The following is a 15,875-nucleotide window of genomic DNA, read 5'->3' on the forward strand; positions in this document are numbered from 1 at the left end:
TCGACCTCAACGCAAGCAACAGATAGGGTGGGAAACTGTTCGCGATGTCCTCGCACACCTGTTCGCGATGTCTCCGGTCCAAACAGGGGGGAGATTGGATGTCACGTCGGCTTTCGCTAGTTTTCGATCTTGCAGAAGAGGCGAAGCCAATGAAGCTGCAATCTCCCCGCTTGAGGGGGAGATGGCCGGCAGGCCAGAGGGGGCGCTGTCCCGCCATCAATCGCAAATTGGGAGCAACCTTTGCCCGCGACTGAAGCCACTGCGCCTTCACCCTCTCCCGCCCTGCTCACCGTCGAGGGCGTGACCAAGCGCTTTGCCGGCGTCACGGCGCTGAACGACGTTTCGCTCGAAGTCCGCCCCGGCGAGATTCTCGGCCTGCTCGGCGAGAACGGAGCCGGCAAATCGACGCTGCTCAAGATCCTGTCCGGCGTGATGCCGCCGTCCAGCGGCCGCATCGTCTTCGATGGGGTCGAATTCAGCCCGCACAATCCGCAGGATGCCAAGCGCCACGGCATCGTAACAATCTACCAGGAACTGAGCCTGATCCCGACGCTGACCGTGGCGGAGAATATCTTCATCGGCCGCGCACCGCTCGGCCGGTTCGGGCTGGTCAGCTGGCGGAAGATGGAGGAAGATTCGCGCGCGATCATCGCTCGCGTCGGCCTCGACCTCGACCCGGCGACGCCGGTGTCGGCGCTGTCGGTGGCCGAGCAGCAGCTGGTCGAGATCGCCCGCGCGCTATCGCTGAAGAGCCGCTTGATCATCATGGACGAGCCGACCTCGGCGCTGACTGAAACCGAAGTGCAGAAGCTGATGGCGATTATGGGCCGGCTGCGCAGGGATGGCGTCGCCATCATGTTCGTCACCCACCGGCTGGAGGAGGCCTCGGCGATCTGCGACCGCATGACGGTGCTGCGCGACGGCAGGCTGGCCGGCCATCTCGACCGCGAAGGCGGGCCGATCAAACTGCCGAAGATCATCGAGAAGATGGTCGGCCGCGCCGCTTCCGAGCTCTATGCCAGGCCGACGCAGCGCGATGTCGCCGGCGACGTCCGGCTCTCGGTGCGCGGCCTGCGCACGGTGCGCGATCCGCAGGCGCCGCACGCCATCGTGCTCGAAGGCGTCGATCTCGACCTCAAGGCGGGCGAAATCCTCGGCGTCGCCGGGCTCGTCGGCTCCGGCCGCACCGAGCTCGCCCGCGCCATCTTCGGCGCCGACCGCATTGCAGCCGGCACCATCATGCTCGACGGCAAGCCGATCGCGCCCGCCTCACCCGCCGACGCCATCGAGCTCGGCATCGGGCTGGTTCCGGAAGACCGCAAGCACCAGGCAATCTTCGCCGCACTCGCCATCCTCACCAATTTCTCGATCGCTGCGCTCGACCGCTACTCCAATGTCGGCTTCATGGCCGAGCGGCGCGAGCGCGAGGCGTTGGCGAACTACAGGAAGACGCTGTCGATCCGCATGGCCTCGCCCGAGCAGGCGATCGAGGGACTGTCCGGCGGCAACCAGCAGAAGGTCATCCTTGCCCGCTGGCTGGCACGCGACCCCAAGGTGCTGATCGTCGATGAACCGACGCGCGGCGTCGATGTCGGCGCCAAGGCGGAAGTGCACCAGATCCTGGTGGAGCTCGCGGCGCGCGGCATCGCCATCATGATGATCTCGTCCGAGCTGCCCGAAGTGCTTGCGGTGTCGGACAGGATCGTCACCATGCGGCGCGGGCGCATCACCGGCGAGATGCCCGGTATCGAGGCGACCGAGGAGAAACTGATGGAACTGATGGCGCTCGACCAGAAGCAGGAAGCAACGCAATGACCAGCACGACCGAACGGAGCCAGCGCGGCGGCGTCAATATTGCGCGCCTGCTGATGAGCTTCGGCCCGCTGATGTTCCTGGCGTTGCTGATTGTCGTCTTCACCGTGCTGAAGCCGAGCTTCATCGACCCGATCAACCTGTTCAACATCATGCGCCAGATCTCGATCACCGGGCTGATCGCGCTCGGCATGACCTTCGTTATCCTTACCGCCGGCATTGACCTGTCGGTCGGCTCGCTGCTCGCCTTCTGCGGCATGGTCGCGGCGGTGGTGGCCAAGGGCGGCACCGCCAACACGCTGTCGCTGTCGACGTCGGGCACGCAAGGCTATGGCTGGTTCGCCGCCCTTCTCGCCGCCGTCGTCGTCGGCGCCGTGGCCGGCGGCGTCCAGGGCTTTGCCATCACCAGGCTGAAGGTGCCGCCCTTCGTCGTCACGCTCGGCGGCCTCACCGTGTTTCGCGGCCTGACCTTGACGATTTCCAATGGCGGCCCGATCTCCGGCTTCGACGCCTCGATGCGCTGGTTCGGTACCGGCCTGATCGGCCCGGTTCCGGTGCCGGCGATCATCTTCGCGATTGCCGCGATCCTATGCCATATCGTGCTGCGCTACACACGTTACGGCCGCGCGGTCTATGCCGTCGGCGGCAATGCCGAGGCGGCACGGCTCTCCGGCCTGCGTGTCGACCGCATCCTGATCTCGGTCTACATCATCGTCGGCTTCTTCGCCGGCCTCGCCGCCTTCGTTTTGTCGGCGCGGCTCAACTCCTCCGAAGCCGTCGCCGGCATCGGCTACGAGCTGACGGTGATCTCGGCGGTCGTCATCGGCGGCACCTCGCTGTTCGGCGGCATCGGCAGCGTCGGCGGCACGGTGGTCGGTGCAGGACTGATCGGCGTCTTGCAGAACGGGCTGCAGTTCAACAACGTCTCGTCCTACACGCAAAGCATCGTCATCGGCCTGATCCTCATCCTCGCCGTGGCCTTCGACCGCTGGCTGAAATCGCGGGTGAGGCGGTGATGGCGGAGCGAACGCTGCGGTGCCGTAAACTGCCCGGGAGGTGGCGATGCCCCAAATAAGAACCATGACCGAACAGGACGTTCCGGCGGTGTCGCGGCTGCTTGGAGGGTCCTGGCGACACACCTATTCGCCGATCCTGGGTGCCGAGACCACGGCACGGCTGTCGGATGAGAGGCATGCGCCGGAGCGGCTGGCGTCCGAGTTCGGGGATGACAACAAGATGTCCTTCGTCGCCGAGCGGGCTGACGGCTCGCTCGCCGGTTATGCGATGGCCGCGATGGACGACACAGGCGAGGTCATGCTCGAGCGGCTCCATATAGACAAGAGCGAGTACGGCACCGGCCTTGCCGCCGACCTGCTGCATGCCGTTCTTGCCGCGCATGCGGGTATTCCCAGCATCGCCCTGGAAGTGATCGAGGGCAACGACCGCGCAATCGCCTTCTATCGCAAGCACGGCTTCGAGGTCGTCGAGCGCCGGCCGGCTGCACACGGGGTGGGCGGCCATGCCTCGCTGATCATGCGCCGGCTGAGCGCGTAATCTCCCCCCTCGAGGGGGAGATGGCCGGCAGGCCAGAGGGGGTAGCCGCGCGTGAGGCGCCAACTTTCTCTTTCGTCCAACATGGCGTCGCGCCAGGACGTACCGACCCCCTCTGTCGCCTTCGGCGACATCTCCCCCTCAAGGGGGGAGATTGGCGACTTCTCCAACCGCTCAGGCCGGGGCGTTGACGCGCTGTGGGCGCGTTGCCCACTCGGCAACCGTCGCGCCAGCAAAGCTCTCGCCGGCAACCATCCCGTTCGTCTGCGGCGCAAGCAGGTCGTTGCGGCGGGCGAAGGCAACGAAGGTGGCGCGCGCCGTCTTGCCGTCGATCTCTCCTTCCATTGCCTCCCGGCAGGCCTTGGCGGCGATGTCATGCGCGGCCGTCCGGCTCGTTGCCGGCCACTCAGACAAAAGCGCATAAGCCTCAGCCGCGCTTTCTATCTTCGTCGGCGTACCGAGGCCGGTGAGGATGGTAACCGGCTTGTCGAACGAAGCACGATCCATGACACTCTCCTTTCCTGGCTCGATCGGCTCCTTTCGGAACTCAACCGCGGGCGCTTCGATCCGCCTGCAGGACGGCGTCGATCGGCGAATGCAATACGGCTTGCATGCCCGGCCGCGGCAGCAGCCGGTGCATCTTGACCAGCGCCTCGAGCCAGGCCGCCACGCCCAGCGGCGGATGTTCGCGCCCGTGGAGCCACGCCCTTGCCTTGACGAGCGAGTATCCCGCCTCCTCGGCGAAATCGGTTTCCGATCACCGCAGCAGGCGCAGGCATTCGCGCATCCGCGCCGCGATCATTTGCGCTCCTCCGTGCCGGCCCCTAGGCGTTGAGCCGACAAAAACATCAGCGTGTAGGCCGCCTTGCGGCGGTCCCAGCCGGCCGACTCGGCCATATCCAGCAAGCCGTCGACCAAAGGCGCCAGCGCCGCCCTGCAGTCGGCTTCATAGTTGAAATCGTTTTTCGGGCGGGTCGGCGCCGCGATCTTTCCAAAACTGTCCATCATATCCATGGCAACACCTGCTCAGCATTAGTCCCGGACCGGCAAGACCGTGCCCGCCCTTGGCGGACACTGTCCATCTGTCGTTTCGAAGTCGCGCTTTGGAAGCCTGGCCTTAGAAGTCCATGCCGCCACCGCCGGGCATCGGAGGCATGGGCGTTTCCTTCTTCGGCTTCTCGGCCACCATCGCCTCGGTCGTCACCAGCAGGCCGGCGACAGAAGCGGCGCCCTGCAGAGCAGTACGCACGACCTTGGCCGGGTCGATGACGCCTTGACTGTAGAGGTCGCCGAACTCGTTGGTCTGCGCGTTCCAGCCATAGCCGAAATCGGCCGTCTCGCGCAGTTTGCCGACGATGATCGAGCCTTCCGCACCGGCGTTCTCGGCGATCTGGCGCACCGGCGCTTCGATGGCGCGACGCACGATCTCGATGCCGGTCTTCTGGTCGGGATTGTCGACGGCGACGTTGTCGAGCGCCTTCGCCGCCCTGAGCAGCGCTACGCCGCCGCCGGGCAGGATACCCTCCTCGACCGCCGCGCGTGTGGCGTGCATGGCATCGTCGACGCGATCCTTGCGCTCCTTGACCTCGACCTCGGTCAAGCCGCCGACGCGGATGACGGCGACACCGCCAGCGAGCTTGGCCAGCCGCTCCTGCAGCTTCTCGCGGTCGTAGTCGGAGGTGGTTTCCTCGATCTGGGCCTTGATCTGGCTGATGCGCGCCTGGATTTCATCCTTGCGGCCGGCACCGTCGACGATGGTGGTGTTCTCCTTCTCGATCAGCACCTTCTTGGCGCGGCCGAGCATCTCCAGCGTGACGTTCTCGAGCTTGATGCCGAGGTCTTCCGAGATCGCCGTGCCGCCGGTCAGGATGGCGATGTCTTCGAGCATGGCCTTGCGGCGGTCACCAAAGCCCGGCGCCTTGACGGCTGCAACCTTCAGGCCGCCGCGCAGCTTGTTGACGACAAGCGTCGCCAGCGCCTCGCCTTCGACGTCCTCGGCGATGATCAGTAGCGGCTTGCCGGATTGCACGGCGGCTTCGAGCACGGGAAGCATGGCCTGCAGGTTGGACAGCTTCTTCTCGTGGATCAGCACATAGGGTTCTTCGAGCTCGACGCGCATCTTATCCTGGTTGGTGATGAAATATGGCGAGAGATAGCCGCGGTCGAACTGCATGCCTTCGACCACTTCCAACTCGGTCTCGGCGGTCTTGGCTTCCTCGACAGTGATGACGCCCTCATTGCCGACCTTTTCCATCGCCTCTGCGAGGAAGCGGCCGATCTCGGCATCGCCATTGGCAGAGATGGCGCCGACCTGAGCGATTTCGTCGTTCCTGGTCACCTTGCGGGCATTGGCCTTCAGTTCGGCGATGATTGCTTCGACCGCCTTGTCGATGCCGCGCTTCAGGTCCATCGGGTTCATGCCGGCAGCAACCGCCTTGGCGCCTTCCTGGACGATCGACTGCGCCAGAATCGTCGCGGTCGTGGTGCCGTCGCCGGCGGTATCGCTGGTCTTCGAGGCGACCTCGTGCACCATCTGCGCGCCCATGTTCTCGAACTTGTCCTCAAGCTCGATCTCTTTCGCCACCGTCACGCCGTCCTTGGTGATGCGCGGCGCGCCGAACGATTTGTCCAAGACAACGTTGCGGCCCTTGGGACCGAGCGTCACCTTCACCGCATTGGCGAGGATGTCGACGCCGCGCAACATCTTCTCGCGGGCTTCGGTATGAAATTTCACATCTTTGGCAGCCATTGGAACACTCCTTCGATAGGCAGCTTTTCGTCGACTGGAATGCTTGTTCAGGCCCCGCTCAGGCAGCCTTCTTCATTTCGCCCGTGGCTTCGATCACGCCCAGCACGTCGCTCTCTTTCATGATGAGCAGATCCTCGCCATTGAGTTTGATCTCGGTGCCGGACCATTTGCCGAACAAAATGCGGTCGCCGACCTTGACGTCGAGCGGCCGCAACTGGCCGCTGTCGTCGCGCGCGCCGGGGCCGGCGGCGATGACCTCGCCCTCCTGCGGCTTCTCCTTGGCGGTATCGGGGATGATGATGCCGCCCGCTGTCTTTTCGTCGACCTCGATGCGGCGGACCAGGATGCGGTCATGCAATGGACGAAACGCCATGTCGTTCTCCTCTCGCGACAAACAGATTTTCGAACATCCTCCTGACCGGACCGGCAATATCGGCCCGGCACGGGGTCGCGACCCCTTCATTCAGGCATCGCGCGCATACGAACTAGTCGCGCTTTTTTCAGCTTTCAAGAGGATCACGCAAAAATTTTAGCACTCGACACCTGAGAGTGCCAATACGCTGTAATTGTTCGCACATTCGCCGTTTCCGGCGCGATGACCCGGCCGGATTTCCAAATCTGCCCGTCTCCTGAGCCGCGTGCGGCGGCTGGAACCTATGTGGAAGGCGAGGCGTTTTGCAGACGGAGGTTCATTGGGAAAGGAAGGATTGCATGATCAGCAGGGACTTTCAGCTCCAGATGCAAGGGTTTGGCCTCACCACGGCGGAGATCCACTACCGCCTGCCCGATCATCGAAGCCTTCTGCAGCTCTACATCTGGCAGGAATACGATATTGCCCCCGATTTCCCGACGCTGAAGCATTTCCTCGATTTCTGGGAGCGCGAGATCGAAGGCCCGCTGCATTCGGTGCGCGTGGCTCATCATCACCTGATCCAGCCCTCCGAATGGCGGGCCGTAAACGGCATTATCACCGTCCACTGAGGAGCAAGCCGATCTGCCGCTAGACAGCGGACAAAGTCTCCGAAGCGGGGGAAAGGCAGCTGCCTCTCCCACTTGTTTTGGATCTCACAATATCGGAGGGGGTCCGGACTAGCCGGCGCGGTCGACAGGCTTGCGGGCCGATGCGAGCAATCCGCCCTTGCGCGCCGCCCGGACGAAGGCCTTGCGCGCATCACGCGCGGTACGCCAACCGTCGAGCGCGTCGCGGCAGGTCCGATAGGCGGCGCGCCAACTCCGGCCGCGTGCACGGTCCGGCCACTGCTGGCGCATGCATTCGATGGCTTCCCAACTGCTGGCGACCTTGCGCTCGCTGGATTGGAATTTCAACGTGATCGGCTCGGCAAAGCGGACGTCGTCCATCACCTCCTCCTTGTTTTCTGATCGTCTTCTTGTTTGAGCAAGCAACGTTATGCTGGCGGCACCGGCGGCCGGCCGGCGCCGCTGAAGGACATGGTTCGTCTCTCTGCGCGGTTCAAGAGCATCGCGGCGACAGCCGGTTATTCCTCCTCGTCCGGCCCTTGCAGCAGTTCGATCAGCGTCGCTACTCTTGCCGTCGGCAGCGGTCGGCCCTCGTTCACCAACGCCTCGTCGGCGGCGATCCACGCCAGGGCCTCGCGCAATTCCTGGACCGTCCCGTCCGTCGCCGCAATGTCGGCGATCACGGCTTCGTCGACCGGGCCCAGCACAGAAATGATCTCGTCGCGTGTCATGGTCAGCTCCATCTGCGAGTGCCGGGAACGGGCCCGGCAACACAAGAAATCTGGGTCTTGACCTGCTGCAGACAATAACCGGCCGGGGAAGTCAGCGTTGGCAATTGAAACCAACAGGCAATCTCCTGCCGGACATCTCCCCACTTGTGGCGAGATTGGCAGCCTCGCCGAACCGACCGAAAACCGGCCCGAAAAACCGGCAACGCGAGAGCCACCGGGTCTTGACTTGCGGCGGACAATAACCAAATCGAAGGCACCGGTCGCCGAAATGGGGCCGGCGGAACCAGGGAGCGCCAGCTCTTTGGCGTCCCTCGTATCTATGTTGCTCGATGGAGGATGTAGCTATGAGAACCGCATTCGACTTTTCCCCGCTCTATCGGTCGAGCATCGGCTTCGACCGCGTCTTCAACCTGCTGGAAAATGCGCCGCAGGCCTTCGACACCTGGCCGCCCTATGACATCGCGCGCAGCGGCGAGAACAACTACCGCGTCACTATCGCCGTAGCCGGGTTTTCCGAGGACGACCTCGAAATCACCCATGAACCCAACCTCCTGATTGTCTCCGGCCAGCACAAGGAGCCGGACAACGCAGAGTATCTGCATCATGGCCTCGCAACACGGCCCTTTACCCGCCGTTTCGAGCTTGCCGATCACGTCAAGGTCGCAGGCGCCTCGCTCGACAACGGCCTGCTCAGCATCGATCTGGTACGTGAGGTGCCCGAGGAGATGAAGCCTCGGCGCATCGCCATCGCGACCGATGTCGCCTCGCCGAAGACCGGGCCGAAGGTCGCGCAGGGCGAAGCAAACAAGCAGGCTGCCTGAATGCACCAGTCGAGAAAGGAGACTATGCAATGGCTATTCGTGATCTCATTCCCTGGGGCCGGGAGAACAATCAGACCCCCAGCCTGTTCCGTGACGCCGATCGCGATCCCTTCCTGACGCTGCATCGCGAAATGAACCGCCTGTTCGACGAGGCGTTCCGCGGCTTCGACACGAGGCTGCCGTCGCTCGGTGGCTTCTCCGCTGCCCGCGTCAGCTGGCCCAGTATCGACATCGCCGATGGCGAAAAGGAGATCCGCGTCACCGCCGAGATCCCCGGCATGGACGCGAAGGACGTCGAGCTGCTGCTCGATGACGGCGTGCTGACGCTGCGCGGCGAGAAGCGCGAAGAGACCGAGGACAAGGACAGGCAGTTCTCCGAACGCTTCTATGGCCGTTTCGAGCGGCGTATCCCGCTCGGCTACGAAGTCGACGAAGACAAGGTGAACGCCGCGTTCCGGAACGGTGTGCTCAGCGTGACGCTGCCCAAGACGGAGCGCGCCCAGGCAAAGGCCAAGCGTATCGCCATCACCGGCGGCGACGGCAAGTCCTGACGGCTCGTAGGACGACGCCCCTTCTGCCTACCGGTTCCGGCGGGCAGAAGCGGGCAAATGTCGATGACCCGTTCTCCCGACGCTCCGGTTCCGCCTGACCAGGCGCAGCAGGCCCTGCAGTGCCTGACGACCGAGCATTTCGTGCTGCAAAACGCTCGCGCCGCGACCATTCAGGAAGCGAATCAGCGAGCCGATCTGTTCCTGACCTCGGTCTCGAGCGCAACGATTGCCTTGTCCTTCGTCGCGCAGGTCACGGAGATGGGCAGGCCGTTCGTGTTGTTCAGCCTGATCTTGCTGCCTTGCCTTTTCTTCATCGGCCTGGTCACCTTCGTTCGCGCTGTACAGGTTGCCATCGAGGACATGGTGCATGCCCGCGGCATGGCCCGGATCCGCCACTATTTCGTCGAGCTGGCGCCCGTTCTGCAAAAATACCTTGTCAATTCCACGCATGACGACCCCTCGGCGGTGCTGGTCGACAAGGGCCTCAGACCCTCGCCGCTGCAATATTTCATGACCACCGCGGGGATGGTGGGCACGATCAATGGCGCCATCGCCGGCGTCTTCACCGGCATCGTTGTTAAGTCCGCTTTCGGCGGAGGCATGTCGCCCGGCGTGATTTGCGGGCTGGCGGTCTTCGCGACATGCATTCTCATCCTGCGGCGTTACCATAGTCGCGCCTGGGCGGCGGCCGAAGAAAGCTTGCCCGCCCTGTTCCCGGGCGACACGGTCAAAGCGAGGACATAGCCGTCCGGCAAGTTTGCGGAAAGTGATGGGCGCCGCCCTTGCGCCTTGCGCGCCAATTGACCATCCTCGCCAACATCATTTGCACCGCGGCCGGGGGGTTCGCACATGCCGACGCTTTATGCGCTGAAACCGGCCTTCCAGGCCAGGCTGCGGCCGCTTGCCGACGGCCTGGCCAGAGCCGGCGTCACCGCCAACCAGATCACGTTGCTTGCCGCTGCCCTCTCGCTCGCCACCGGCCTTGCGGTGGCAGCCCTTGCCGGCCACCGCGCGGTCTTTCTGCTGATGCCGCTCGTGCTGTTTACGCGAATGGCGCTGAACGCCATCGACGGCATGCTCGCAAGGGAACATGGCCAGGCCTCGAAGCTCGGCATGTATCTCAACGAGCTCTGCGATGTTGTCTCCGATCTCGCTTTGATCCTGGCCTTTGCCGTCATTTTTCCTGTCTGGGGCGTCGTCGCATTCGCTATGGCGGCTATGATCGCGGAATTCGCCGGCGTGCTTGGCATCGCCGCCGGAACCGGGCGCAACTATACCGGCCCGTCCGGCAAAAGCGACCGGGCGCTGGCGCTCGGCATCCTCGCCGTGCTTATCGCGTCCGGCCTGTGGGTCCCGGCGCTCACGCCGCTCGTGTTTCCGGCCATGGCTACACTCTCGCTGGCGACCGCCATCAACCGGATACGCAGCGGCCTTAACGGGAGCGGCAGCTGAATTCCGGTCTCGCCAGGGAGAACAACATGCTTCACCAACAGACGGTTGCCGCAGTGGCTTCAGCCAATATCGAGCGGGTTGCGCAGGAGCGCAGCTTCAAGAGCCATGACGGCACCGAGATCTTCTATCGCTATTGGCCGGCGCTGTCGGAAAACCGCAAGGGCGCCATCCTGCTGTTCCATCGCGGCCACGAGCATGGCGGCCGCATGGCGCATCTGGTCGACGAGCTCCAGATGCCCGACCACGCCTTCTATGCGTGGGACGCGCGCGGCAATGGCCGCTCCGCCGGCGAACGCGGCTATGCGCCGTCGTTTGCCGCGCTGGTGCGCGACATCGATTGTTTTGTGCGCGAGATCGGCAGCGACGGCTTTGCCCGGCGCGACATCGCGCTGATCGCGCAATCCTTCGGCGCCGTGCTTGCCGCCGCCTGGGTGCATGACTATGCGCCCGACATTCGCGCCCTGGTGCTGGCCTCGCCGGCCTTCTCGGTCAAGCTCTACGTGCCCTTCGCCAAGCAAGGCATTGCGTTGTGGCAGAAGCTGAAGGGCCGCTTCTTCGTCAATTCCTACGTCAAGGCGAAATTCCTGACGCATGACCCCGAGCGCATCGCCTCCTTCGACGCCGACCCGCTGATCACCCGGCCGATCGCCTCCAACATCCTGGTCGAGCTCTACGACCATGCCGCGCGCATCGTCGCCGACGCCCGCGCCATCACCGTGCCGACACAGCTTCTGATCTCCGGCAGCGACTGGGTGGTGCGGCATGGACCGCAGCACGAATTCTTCGTCAATCTGGCGAGCCCGGCCAAGGAGCGGCACGTGCTGCCCGGCTTCTCCCACGACACGCTGGGCGAGCGCGACCGCCACAAGGCACTCGACCTGATCAGGCCTTTCCTCGAAAAGCAGTTCGCGGCGCCGGAAGAGCCGGTCGACCTGACCTGGGCCGACCGTGCCGGCTACACGCGCGACGAGGCCGACCGGCTGGCCTCGCCGCTGCCGCTGCTGTCTCCCAGGGGGCTCTACTGGACAATCAGTCGCGCTTCGATCCGCATGGGCGCCTGGCTGTCGTCCGGCATGAAGACGGGGATTGCCACCGGCTTCGATTCCGGCTCGACGCTCGACTATGTCTATGAGAACGAGGCGCGCGGCATCAGCCCCATCGGCCGCATGATCGACCGCACCTTTCTCGATGCCATCGGCTGGCGCGGCATCCGCCAGCGCAAGCTGCATCTGGAAGAGCTGATCGGCAGCGCCGCCGCCTCGCTCAAGGCCGCCGGCCGGCCGGTCCATATCGTCGATATCGCCGCCGGCCATGGCCGCTATGTGCTCGATGCCGTGCGGAAAGGCGCCGCGCCGCCGGCAAGCGTGCGGCTGCAGGATTTCTCCGAGCTGAACGTCTCGCTCGGCCGCAAGCTGATCGCCGAGCGCAAGCTGCCGGCGACCGTCTCGTTCCATCAAGGTGACGCCTTCGACGCCACGATGCTGGCCGGGCTCGACCCGGCGCCGGATCTCGCCATCGTCTCGGGGCTCTACGAATTGTTTTCCGACAATGCCATGATCGCCCGCTCGCTCGGTGGACTGGCCAGCGCCATGCAGCCCGGAAGCCTGCTCGTCTACACCAACCAGCCTTGGCATCCGCAGCTCGAGATGATCGCGCGCAGCCTGACCTCGCACCGCGGCGGCCAGGCCTGGGTGATGCGCCGCCGCACGCAGGCCGAGATGGACCAACTGGTGGCGGCCGCCGGTTTCGAGAAACTCGACCAGCGCATCGACCAGTGGGGCATCTTCACCGTTTCGGTCGCGCGGCGCGTCTGAGCATGGACTTGCCTGCTTCTGCCGTTCCTCGCGATGCCCCTGCCCTGCCGGCCTTGCCGCACGAGCCGTATCCCGGAATAGTCCTGCGCGCCGCGCTGTGGCTGCCATTTCTGGCGCCGTTCTTCTACGCCACCTACGGCTTCGCCAATTGGCTGGCGTCGCGGCGCGACGATATCGGCAGCATCGTGTTCGGCTGGGAGCATGGCATCCCGTTCCTTGCCTGGACGATCGTGCCCTACTGGTCGATCAACCTGTTCTATGGCTTGTCGTTGCTGTTGAACAATTCGAAGAGCGGCGTCGACCGCCTTGCCGGCCGCTATCTGACGGCGCAGATCGTCGCCGTCGCCTGCTTCATCCTGTTCCCGCTGACTGCGACGTTCGTGCGCCCGCAGACGAGCGGCCTGCCCGGCTTCATGTTCGCCGTGCTCGGCGGCTTCGACAAACCCTTCAACCAGGCGCCGTCGCTGCACATCGCGCTGCTGGTCATCATCTGGGACCATTGGCGTCACAGATTGACCGGCATCGCCGGCGTCGCCTGGCATGTCTGGTGTTTCCTGATCGGCGCCTCGGTGCTGACGACGTGGCAGCACCATTTCATCGACATTCCGACCGGCGCGCTGCTCGGCCTTTTCGCGCTGTGGCTGTTTCCGCGCGACGGCGCCTTGCCGTTCGCCGGCTTCCGCCTGACCGCGGACCCGAAAGCGCGGCTTCTGGCGCTGTTCTATGCGCTTGGCGCAGCCTTTGCGCTGGCCGGCGCTGCTGCCGGCGCATTGGTCTCGGCGCTGTGGCTCATCCTGTTGTGGCCGGCACTGGCGCTGGCCATAGTCGCTTTCGCCTATGCCGGCGCCGGCGCCAAGGTGTTCCAGAAAACAGCCGATGGCCGCGTGTCGCTGGCCAGCCGTCTTCTGCTGTGGCCCTACCGGGTTGCCGCCAAGGTCAATGTGTGGGCATGGACGCGAAAGCTTCCGGCGCAGATCGTCATTGCCGACGGTGTTTGCCTTGGCCGTTTTCCGACCGCCGCCGAGGCCGACGCCTTCGGCACGGTGATCGACCTTGCCGGCGAATTGGAAAGGCCGCGTCGCGCCTCGATCCACTGGTTGAGCCTGCCCATGGTCGACCTTTTGCCGCCGTCTCGCGAGGCGCGTGCGCAAGCGGTGGCGGCGATCGAGACGGCGCAGAGCCAGGGCACGGTGCTGGTCTGCTGTGCGCTCGGCTTCCAACGCAGCGCCGCCGTCGTCGCCGAATGGCTGGTCGCCAGCGGCCGGGCCGCCACGCCGGATCAGGCGCGAGGCCAGCTCGCCGCCGCGGGCCGGCCTGTGCATCTTGGCATGGACGCGGCGACATGACCGCCTTTCGAGACAAGGCCGAGACGTTCGCCGCCGGGCTGATTGTGCAGGTGGCATGGCCGCTGCTGTTGATTGCTGCTGCCTCGCTGGCGGCGCCGGTCATCGGCCTGGCGGCTGCGCCGCAAACATCGTCGCTGTCCGCGGCGGCCTGGCTGATCGCCGCCGCGGGTGCCATAGCCACAATTATTCTCTCGGCCCTGCTTTTGTTCGACGCGCTGCTGTTCCGGCTGATGGCCAACCACGCCAGCGAAGCAGGCGGCGGTGCGGCGATCGACGACGTGCTGGCGCGCATGCGGCTGAAACCCACGGCCGCCGGCGGCCGCTCGCTCGACCAGCGGATGGCCGGCACGCGCCGTCTGCTCGCCAAGCAGCGCATCGCCTTCAGCCTGTTCGCGGCGGCCTCGGTCGTCGCGGCATTCTTTTGAACCCGTCCATGACAAAGCTTCGCGTCAGCACCTATACCCTGCTGCAGACGGTGACCTCGGTCGGCCTGTCAGCACTGGCCTGGGTAGTCACCGGAGTGCGGCCGATCTGGAACGGCAGCCAGCCATCGGACCGGCAGCGCATCTACTTCGCCAACCATGCCAGCCACGGCGATTTCATCCTGCTGTCGGCCTGCCTCAGCGAGAAGGAGCGCGCCCGTACCCATGCGGTGGCGGCCGCCGATTATTGGAGCAAGACGCGGCTGCGCCGTTTCATTGCCGAGGACATGCTGTCTTCCGTGCTGATCCACCGGCAGTGGACGGATGAAACGCAGCACCCGATCTCGATCATGCTGTCGGTGCTCGACCAGGGCCATTCGCTGATCCTGTTTCCCGAAGGCACGCGCAACATGACCGACGAACCGCTGCTGCCGTTCCGTTCCGGCCTCTACAATCTGTCGATGGCGCGGCCCGATGTCGAACTCATCCCGTGCTGGATCGAGAACATGTCGCGGGTGCTGCCCAAGGGGCAATTCGTGCCGGTGCCGCTGCTTTGCCGTGTCGTCTTCGGCGCACCGATCGCCATTCAACCGCGTGAGGAACGCCGCGCCTTTCTCGACCGCGCCCGCGAAACGCTGCTGGCGCTCAACCCCCGGCCGCAGCGAGACGATTGAGGACCAAGGCAAAATGCTGCCGATGATGCACGAAACCCTCATTCTGATTGTCGGCCTGCTGGCGGTGCTGATCAGTGCCAGCGTCGTCGCCGGCGTCTTGTCATGGCGCGCGCCAAAGCCGTTGTCGCCGACGCTGGTCAACCTCACCCAGCGCATCAATGCCTGGTGGGTGATGGTGGTGGCGATCACCGTCGCCTTTTTCTTCGGCCGCCCCGGCATGACCATCCTGTTCGCGCTGATTTCGTTCGCCGCGTTGCGCGAATTCGTGACGCTGACGCACAGCCGCCGCAGCGACCACTGGGTGCTGCTCGGCATGTTCGGCATCGTCATCCCGTTCCAGTACTGGTTGGTGTGGACCGCCTGGTACGGCCTGTTCACCATCTTCATCCCGGTCTACTGCTTCCTGCTGATGCCGGCGATCACCGCGCTGCACGGCGACACCGAACGCTTTCTCGAGCGCGTCTCGGCGCAGCAATGGGCGGTGATGATTTCGGTCTACTGCGTCAGCCACGTGCCGGCGCTGCTGACGCTCGAGGTGCCAGGCTTCGAAGGCCGCAACCTGTTGCTGATCGCTTTCCTGATCATCACCGTGCAAGGCAGCGACGTGCTGCAATATATTTTCGGCAAGCTGTTCGGCCGGCATCTCCTGGCGCCGATGGTCTCGCCGTCGAAGACCTGGGAGGGGCTGGTCGGCGGGCTGGCGGCATCGAGCCTGCTCGGCGCGCTGCTGTCGTTCCTGACGCCGTTCTCGCCGCTGCAGGCAGCCGGCGTCGCCTTCATCGCCTGCCTGATGGGCTTCCTTGGCGGGCTGGTCGCCTCCGCCATCAAGCGCGATCAAGGCGTCAAGGACTGGGGCCATCTGATCGAAGGCCATGGCGGCATGATGGACCGTGCCGACAGCCTGGTCTTCGCCGCCCCGGTCTTCTTCCATACGGTGCGCTATTTCTGGACTGTATGAAGGTTGGCGCCGTTTG

The 15,875-nt window shown here is 64.8% G+C and carries 19 protein-coding genes; 13 read left to right on the forward strand and 6 right to left on the reverse strand.

The window, feature by feature from the left end; translation table 11 throughout:
- The first annotated feature begins 240 nt into the window (after positions 1 to 240).
- From NKH16_RS23405 to NKH16_RS23415, 3 genes are read left to right on the forward strand one after another with little or no spacing between them, the layout of a single operon-like run.
- The gene (locus NKH16_RS23405; RefSeq protein ID WP_352744222.1) at positions 241 to 1,815 is read left to right on the forward strand and encodes a sugar ABC transporter ATP-binding protein; all 1,575 of its coding nucleotides are present in this window, start codon (positions 241 to 243) and stop codon (positions 1,813 to 1,815) included.
- Entirely contained in the window at positions 1,812 to 2,828 is a 1,017-nt protein-coding gene (locus NKH16_RS23410; protein ID WP_352453856.1) for an ABC transporter permease, read from the forward strand. The genes NKH16_RS23405 and NKH16_RS23410 overlap by 4 nt, the downstream gene beginning before the upstream one ends.
- A 46-nt stretch (positions 2,829 to 2,874) precedes the next feature.
- Complete coding sequence (locus tag NKH16_RS23415; protein ID WP_352744219.1) at positions 2,875 to 3,366, forward strand: GNAT family N-acetyltransferase; 492 nt, start codon at positions 2,875 to 2,877, stop codon at positions 3,364 to 3,366.
- A 171-nt stretch (positions 3,367 to 3,537) separates the two neighbouring features.
- On the opposite strand, the gene NKH16_RS23420 is transcribed toward NKH16_RS23415, so the two are convergent.
- The 4 genes from NKH16_RS23420 to NKH16_RS23435 form a co-directional block, all read right to left on the reverse strand.
- Positions 3,538 to 3,870: a DUF982 domain-containing protein gene (locus NKH16_RS23420; RefSeq protein ID WP_352744216.1), complete on the reverse strand. Its 333-nt coding sequence runs from the start codon at positions 3,868 to 3,870 to the stop codon at positions 3,538 to 3,540.
- A gap of 291 nt (positions 3,871 to 4,161) precedes the next feature.
- Positions 4,162 to 4,377: a hypothetical protein gene (locus NKH16_RS23425; RefSeq protein WP_352453516.1), complete on the reverse strand. Its 216-nt coding sequence runs from the start codon at positions 4,375 to 4,377 to the stop codon at positions 4,162 to 4,164.
- A 103-nt stretch (positions 4,378 to 4,480) separates the two neighbouring features.
- On the reverse strand, positions 4,481 to 6,112 hold the full coding sequence (gene groL / locus NKH16_RS23430; protein WP_352902020.1) for a chaperonin GroEL: 1,632 nt from the start codon (positions 6,110 to 6,112) through the stop codon (positions 4,481 to 4,483).
- Between the two features lie 58 nt (positions 6,113 to 6,170).
- Complete coding sequence (locus NKH16_RS23435; protein ID WP_352453513.1) at positions 6,171 to 6,485, reverse strand: co-chaperone GroES; 315 nt, start codon at positions 6,483 to 6,485, stop codon at positions 6,171 to 6,173.
- Between the two features lie 338 nt (positions 6,486 to 6,823).
- Here NKH16_RS23435 and NKH16_RS23440 point away from each other — a divergent pair, with 338 nt between their 5' ends.
- On the forward strand, positions 6,824 to 7,093 hold the full coding sequence (locus NKH16_RS23440; protein ID WP_023675672.1) for an usg protein: 270 nt from the start codon (positions 6,824 to 6,826) through the stop codon (positions 7,091 to 7,093).
- Positions 7,094 to 7,201: 108 nt separating this feature from the next.
- On the opposite strand, the gene NKH16_RS23445 is transcribed toward NKH16_RS23440, so the two are convergent.
- On the reverse strand, positions 7,202 to 7,471 hold the full coding sequence (locus NKH16_RS23445; protein WP_352744213.1) for a DUF982 domain-containing protein: 270 nt from the start codon (positions 7,469 to 7,471) through the stop codon (positions 7,202 to 7,204).
- 137 nt (positions 7,472 to 7,608) lie between these two features.
- Positions 7,609 to 7,821, reverse strand: a complete 213-nt coding sequence (locus NKH16_RS23450) for a hypothetical protein (RefSeq protein ID WP_245274651.1) — start codon at positions 7,819 to 7,821, stop codon at positions 7,609 to 7,611.
- A gap of 344 nt (positions 7,822 to 8,165) precedes the next feature.
- Between NKH16_RS23450 and NKH16_RS23455 the strand changes: the two genes are divergently transcribed.
- The 9 genes from NKH16_RS23455 (at position 8,166) to NKH16_RS23495 (ending at position 15,859) form a co-directional block, all read left to right on the forward strand.
- Positions 8,166 to 8,642, forward strand: coding sequence for an Hsp20 family protein (locus tag NKH16_RS23455; RefSeq protein ID WP_352744210.1), 477 nt, complete (start codon positions 8,166 to 8,168; stop codon positions 8,640 to 8,642).
- 29 nt (positions 8,643 to 8,671) lie between these two features.
- A complete protein-coding gene (locus NKH16_RS23460) occupies positions 8,672 to 9,193 on the forward strand; it encodes an Hsp20/alpha crystallin family protein (RefSeq protein WP_352685157.1) in 522 nt (173 codons plus the stop codon).
- Between the two features lie 63 nt (positions 9,194 to 9,256).
- Positions 9,257 to 9,937 (forward strand): hypothetical protein, encoded by a 681-nt coding sequence (locus NKH16_RS23465; protein ID WP_352744207.1) that lies wholly within the window; start codon positions 9,257 to 9,259, stop codon positions 9,935 to 9,937.
- A gap of 105 nt (positions 9,938 to 10,042) precedes the next feature.
- Entirely contained in the window at positions 10,043 to 10,645 is a 603-nt protein-coding gene (locus NKH16_RS23470) for a CDP-alcohol phosphatidyltransferase family protein (RefSeq protein ID WP_352902025.1), read from the forward strand.
- Positions 10,646 to 10,671: 26 nt separating this feature from the next.
- Positions 10,672 to 12,459: a bifunctional alpha/beta hydrolase/class I SAM-dependent methyltransferase gene (locus tag NKH16_RS23475; RefSeq protein ID WP_352822047.1), complete on the forward strand. Its 1,788-nt coding sequence runs from the start codon at positions 10,672 to 10,674 to the stop codon at positions 12,457 to 12,459.
- A 44-nt stretch (positions 12,460 to 12,503) separates the two neighbouring features.
- Positions 12,504 to 13,805 (forward strand): phosphatase PAP2/dual specificity phosphatase family protein, encoded by a 1,302-nt coding sequence (locus tag NKH16_RS23480; protein WP_502894855.1) that lies wholly within the window; start codon positions 12,504 to 12,506, stop codon positions 13,803 to 13,805.
- On the forward strand, positions 13,802 to 14,230 hold the full coding sequence (locus tag NKH16_RS23485; RefSeq protein WP_352902028.1) for a hypothetical protein: 429 nt from the start codon (positions 13,802 to 13,804) through the stop codon (positions 14,228 to 14,230). The genes NKH16_RS23480 and NKH16_RS23485 overlap by 4 nt, the downstream gene beginning before the upstream one ends.
- A gap of 8 nt (positions 14,231 to 14,238) precedes the next feature.
- Positions 14,239 to 14,901: a lysophospholipid acyltransferase family protein gene (locus NKH16_RS23490; protein WP_352453509.1), complete on the forward strand. Its 663-nt coding sequence runs from the start codon at positions 14,239 to 14,241 to the stop codon at positions 14,899 to 14,901.
- A gap of 22 nt (positions 14,902 to 14,923) precedes the next feature.
- Entirely contained in the window at positions 14,924 to 15,859 is a 936-nt protein-coding gene (locus NKH16_RS23495; protein WP_352472202.1) for a phosphatidate cytidylyltransferase, read from the forward strand.
- Positions 15,860 to 15,875: the final 16 nt, after the last annotated feature.

Origin of the sequence: Mesorhizobium sp. M1307 (assembly GCF_040318155.1) — a bacterium.
In the GTDB taxonomy this organism is placed as follows: Bacteria; Pseudomonadota; Alphaproteobacteria; order Rhizobiales; family Rhizobiaceae; genus Mesorhizobium.